The sequence below is a fragment of the Rhodococcus sp. H29-C3 genome (assembly GCF_030063405.1).
Taxonomy (GTDB): Bacteria; Actinomycetota; Actinomycetes; order Mycobacteriales; family Mycobacteriaceae; genus Rhodococcoides.
Window position 1 is genome coordinate 1 of record NZ_JASITC010000051.1, and the last position, 1,814, is coordinate 1,814.

Sequence of the window (1,814 nt, forward strand, 5' to 3'; positions counted from 1 at the left end):
GTGAGGTTGTGGGGGATGGTGAGCGGTTGTCGGTGTTGCGGGGGTCGAATGCGGCGTATGTGATTTTCACGTCGGGGTCGACGGGTCGGCCGAAGGGTGTGGCGGTTTCGCATGAGGCGATCGTCAATCAGATCTCTTGGCTTTCGGAGCGATTCGGGTTGGGTGCGGCGGATGTGGTGTTGCAGAAGACGCCGGTGACCTTCGATGTGTCGTTGTGGGAGTTGTTCGGTACGTTGCTTTCCGGTGGGCGTTTGGTGTTGGCGGCACCGGATGGTCATCGTGATTCTCGGTACTTGGCGCAGGTGATTGCTGATGAGGCGGTCACAATGACCTCGTTCGTCCCGTCGATGTTGTCGGTGTTCGTGGCGGAGACGGCTGGTTTCGAGTCCGATTCGTTCGGGTCGTTGCGGGTGGTTCTCGCGGCTGGTGAGGCGTTGCCGATGTCGGTGGTGCGGTCGTTCGAGCGTGCTTTGCCGGGTGTGGCTCTGCACAACTTGTATGGTCCGACGGAGTTCACGGTGCATGCGAGCGAGGGTGTGGTGAGTTCTGCTCTCGGGACGGTCACTATTGGTAAGCCGGTGTGGAATACGCGTGCGTTGGTTCTCGATGAGCGTTTGCATCCGGTGCCGGCGGGTGTGGCGGGTGAGCTCTATCTGTCGGGTCCTCAGGTTGCTCGGGGGTATGTGGCCCGGCCGGACTTGACTGCTGGTGCTTTTGTTGCCGATCCGTTCGCAGACTCCGAAGCGCAGGGTTCGCGTCTGTATCGGACGGGGGACTTGGTGCGGTGGACGCGCGGCGGTGAGATCGAGTATGTGGGTCGTACCGATTTCCAGGTCAAGCTGCGTGGATTACGCATCGAGCTGGGTGAGATCGAGGCTGTACTCACCGGGATCGATTCGGTGTCGAACGCTGTTGTGCTGGTTCGCAACGACCAGCTTGTTGGTTATCTTGTCGGTGAGCCGGGCAAGACCATTGACATCGACGACGTCACCGCCGCAGCCGCTTTGCGGCTGCCGTCTTACATGGTGCCGTCGAACTACGTTGTGCTCGAAGAGTTTCCGTTGGGGTCGAGTGGGAAGCTCGATCGTAAGGCTTTGCCGGATCCGGTCGTGGAGACCAAGGAGTTCCGGGCGCCCACTACGCCGGTGGAAGAGATCGTGGCGGAGACTTTTGCGGGGGTGCTGGGTCTCGAGCGTGTTGGTCTCGATGATGACTTTTTCGAGCTCGGTGGTAACTCGCTGATTGCAACGCAGTTGGTGTCTCGTTTGGGTGCGGCACTTGACACACGACTTCCGGTGCGGATTCTGTTCGATGCGCCGAAGGTGGGTGCGTTGGCGTCGTTGGTGGAGTCTCAGGTCGGAGCAGGTGCACGTGTTGCGCTGGTGGCGCAGGAGCGGCCGGATGTTGTTCCGTTGTCGTTGGCGCAGCAGCGGATGTGGTTCCTGAACCGGTTCGATACTGCTTCTGCAGTGAACAACATTCCGGTGGCGATCAGGCTGACCGGTGAGCTCGACGTTGCTGCGCTCGGACGCGCAGTCGACGACGTGCTTACCCGCCATGAGTCACTACGCACCGTCTACCCGGACATCGACGGCGCAGGCACCCAGGAGATTTTGCCGACCGCCATCGTCAGTCCCGATATGACCCCACAACGAGTAACAGCGGCTGAGCTCGCCGATCGACTGCGCGAGTTCGTCTCTGTTGGGTTCGATGTGACGGCGGAGGTGCCGTTTCGGGCTCGTTTGTTCGAGGTTGTGGGTTCGGGTGGTGTGGGTTCGGAGTTTGTTGTGGTGTTTGTGGTGCATCATATTGCG

At 60.4% G+C, this 1,814-nt stretch carries 1 protein-coding gene; it reads left to right on the top strand.

The features are described 5' to 3' along the window. Positions 1 to 1,814: non-ribosomal peptide synthetase (locus tag QMK32_RS25105; RefSeq protein ID WP_283478285.1), on the top strand; the 1,814-nt coding region annotated here is incomplete at both ends.